Origin of the sequence: Streptomyces sp. NPDC006450 (assembly GCF_040612195.1) — a bacterium.
Lineage (GTDB): Bacteria > Actinomycetota > Actinomycetes > Streptomycetales > Streptomycetaceae > Streptomyces.
The window spans coordinates 1-2982 of the sequence record NZ_JBEXPT010000249.1 but is presented as its reverse complement, the minus strand read 5'-3'; the positions used below and the strand labels follow the sequence as shown (position 1 = coordinate 2982).

At 71.8% G+C, this 2982-nt stretch carries 3 protein-coding genes; 2 read left to right on the top strand and 1 reads right to left on the bottom strand.

The genetic code is table 11. The features are described from left to right. Positions 1-49 precede the first annotated feature (49 nt). Positions 50-1114, bottom strand: coding sequence for a uroporphyrinogen decarboxylase (hemE, locus tag ABZY57_RS32520; protein ID WP_356518115.1), 1065 nt, complete (start codon positions 1112-1114; stop codon positions 50-52). Positions 1115-1205: 91 nt separating this feature from the next. On the opposite strand from hemE, the gene ABZY57_RS32515 reads away from it, so the two are divergent. Together ABZY57_RS32515 and ABZY57_RS32510 are read left to right on the top strand one after the other, a co-directional pair. Continuing rightward, positions 1206-1868: a DUF3000 domain-containing protein gene (locus ABZY57_RS32515; protein WP_243331447.1), complete on the top strand. Its 663-nt coding sequence runs from the start codon at positions 1206-1208 to the stop codon at positions 1866-1868. A gap of 280 nt (positions 1869-2148) precedes the next feature. Next, positions 2149-2811 (top strand): response regulator transcription factor, encoded by a 663-nt coding sequence (locus ABZY57_RS32510; RefSeq protein WP_214956508.1) that lies wholly within the window; start codon positions 2149-2151, stop codon positions 2809-2811. Positions 2812-2982 lie beyond the last annotated feature (171 nt).

Below are 2982 nucleotides of genomic sequence, written 5' to 3'. Positions count from 1 at the left end.
GGCGGGGCTGGACGTGTCCAGCCCCGCCGGCGTTCGATGCCCAGGCCCGCTAGACCGCCGTCTGCGTGTGGACGTAGTCCACCAGGCGGGTCAGGGCGTCCGGGTTCGTCGTCGGGAGGACGCCGTGGCCCAGGTTGAAGATGTGGCCCTCCAGGTCCGCCGCGGCGTCCAGCACCTCGCGGGTCTTGGTCTCCACCGCCTCGGTGGTGGAGAAGAGGACCGCCGGGTCCAGGTTGCCCTGGAGCGCCTTGCCGGGGCCGACCCGGCGCACGGCGTCCTTCAGGGAGACCCGGTAGTCGACGCCCATGACGTCTGCGCCGGCCTCGCCCATGAGGCCGAGCAGCTCGCCCGTGCCCACGCCGAAATGGATGCGCGGGACCCCGTAGGAGGCCACGGACTCCAGGACCTTCGCGGAGGCGGGCATCACCGAGCGGCGGTAGTCCGCCGGGGCGAGCGCGCCGACCCAGGAGTCGAAGAGCTGGATCGCGGAGGCGCCGGCCTCGATCTGGACCTTCAGGAAGGAGGAGGTGATGTCGGCCAGGCGGTCCAGCAGGTCGGCCCACAGCTCCGGGTCCCCGTACATGAGGGCCTTGGTGTGCTCGTGGTTCTTGGACGGGCCGCCCTCGACCAGGTAGCTCGCGAGGGTGAAAGGCGCGCCGGCGAAGCCGATCAACGGCGTGGAGCCGAGTTCACCCGTGAGCATGCCGATCGCCTCGGTGACGTACGAGACGTCCTCAGGGGTGAGGTCGCGCAGCTGTGCGAGGTCCTCGCGGCGGCGGATCGGCTGGGCGACGACCGGGCCGATGCCCGGCTTGATGTCCAGGTCGATGCCGATGGCCTTCAGCGGGACCACGATGTCGGAGAAGAAGATGGCCGCGTCCACGTTGTGGCGCCGGACCGGCTGCAGGGTGATCTCGGTGACCAGGTCGGGCCGCATGCAGGATTCCAGCATCTGCGTGCCCTCGCGCACCTTGCGGTACTCCGGGAGCGAGCGCCCCGCCTGCCGCATGAACCACACGGGAGTGTGCGGCACCGGCTCGCGCCGGCACGCCTTCAGGAAGGCGGAATCGTACGTCTGGCTCGGCGTGCCCGTGGGGCGGGTGTTGGCGCTCACGACTCAAATCTTCGCACGTATGAAGAAGTGCCCGGCCCGGCGCGGGTGTCCCTGCGCCGTACGGGCGCTCGTTCCGCCTAGTCTTCCCCGCATGGCTGCGGCTCAGGGACGATTTTCAGATGGCGCTGACGGTACGGACAGCGCGAAGGACAGCTCCGTCCCACTCCCGTTCCGGCGGGCTGTCGACGGCTTGAAGAAGGCGAGGCTGCGGCAGGGGATCGAGATCGATCCCACGAAACCGCCCCAGAGGCTGGCACCCCACGCGTACGCGCTGGAAGCGGCGGTCGTGGACGGTGACGAGGACCTGGCCGACGGCCGGCTCATCCTCCTGCACGACCCGGCCGGGCACGACGCCTGGCAGGGCACCTTCCGGCTGGTGACGCTCGTGCGGGCGGAACTGGAGCCGGAGATGGCCGTGGACCCGCTCCTCCCGGAGGTGTGCTGGTCCTGGCTGACGGGGGCGCTGGACGCGCGCGGGCTCACGTACGGGGAGGCGAGCGGGACCGTGACCATGGCCGCCTCGCACTACTTCGGCGGGCTCGGAGAGCGGCGGCCGGCGACACAGATCGAGATCAGGGCCTCGTGGACGCCGCGCGAGGGGGTGGGCGGGGTGCCCGACACCGCCGCACACCTGTCGGCCTGGTGCGAACTGCTGTGCCAGATCGCGGGGCTGCCGCCGGTCGGACCGACCGAGACGGTGACCGGTGTGGTCTCGCTGCCCCAGCGGCGCGGTCCGCATCACCCTCAGGGGTAGTTCCGCGAGGCCGCAACCCGTGCCGGCCCGCGCCGGCACGGGTTTCGACGTCGGGGCCGCAGCACGGGCCGGATGTCGTTACAGGGCGCCCCTTGTGGGCTTCTGATCACCCTATGATCGATCGTGCGTCCGAATTGCCCGAATTGTTACTCACCAAATCGTGATCATTCCCTAAAGCCGGGCGGGTGACGTGCCGAAGGAGTCATAGACCATCCGCACGGTTCGCACCGGCTTCCTTCCCCGAGCCGGCCGTCCCGCCACTCCCCCCCAGGAGGCCTAGGTGTCCGTTCTTCTCGAGCAGCCCGCAAGCCTGGTCGCCTACCGCCCGAACAAGCCGACGGCCATGGTCGTCGTGGCCGACCCGCGCGTGCGTTCCACGGTGACCCGCCATTTGTGGGCCCTCGGAGTTCGCGACGTGATCGAGGCGTCGTCCATCGCGGAGGCCCGCCCACGCATCGGCAGCCCGCGCGACATCTGCGTGGCCGACGTGCACCTGCCCGACGGTTCCGGTCTCACCCTGCTCTCCGAGACCCGCGCCGCCGGTTGGCCGAACGGCCTGGCCCTGTCCGCCGCCGACGACATCGGCGCCGTGCGCAACGCCCTCGCGGGCGGAGTGAAGGGCTACGTCGTCACGGGCACCCGGACCAACATCGGGCTCCCGTCCCGGCCCGGCGCCGCCCCCATCGGCGCCGCCGCGGCCCGCATGCACCGCCGCCCCCCGGGTGCCCCGAGCCACCCGGGCGGCTACCGAGAGCTCTCCGGCCGCGAGGTCGAGGTCCTGCGCCTCGTCGCGGAGGGCCAGTCCAACAAGGCCATCGGCGTTTCGATGGGCCTGTCCGCCCTGACCGTCAAGTCCCACCTCGCACGGATCGCCCGCAAGCTGGGCACCGGCGACCGGGCCGGGATGGTCGCCGTCGCCCTGCGGACCGGGATCATCCACTGACCCGGCCGATATCCCCGGAAGGACCCCGGGAAAACTCCCGGACAACCCGGGGAAACGTCCGTACTCCCCCCTCGCGCCCGTCGCCGGAGCCCAGGCCCGGCGGGGGCCGGGACACACGGGAACCCGGGGCGGGGGGCCCCGCCCCCCCAACACCCCCCCGGCGCGGCGGCC

Bases quoted from the DNA above. Each gene is read 5' to 3' on its own strand.
- ABZY57_RS32515 (WP_243331447.1), top strand. From the start codon at position 1,206: ATGGCTGCGGCTCAGGGACGATTTTCAGATGGCGCTGACGGTACGGAC.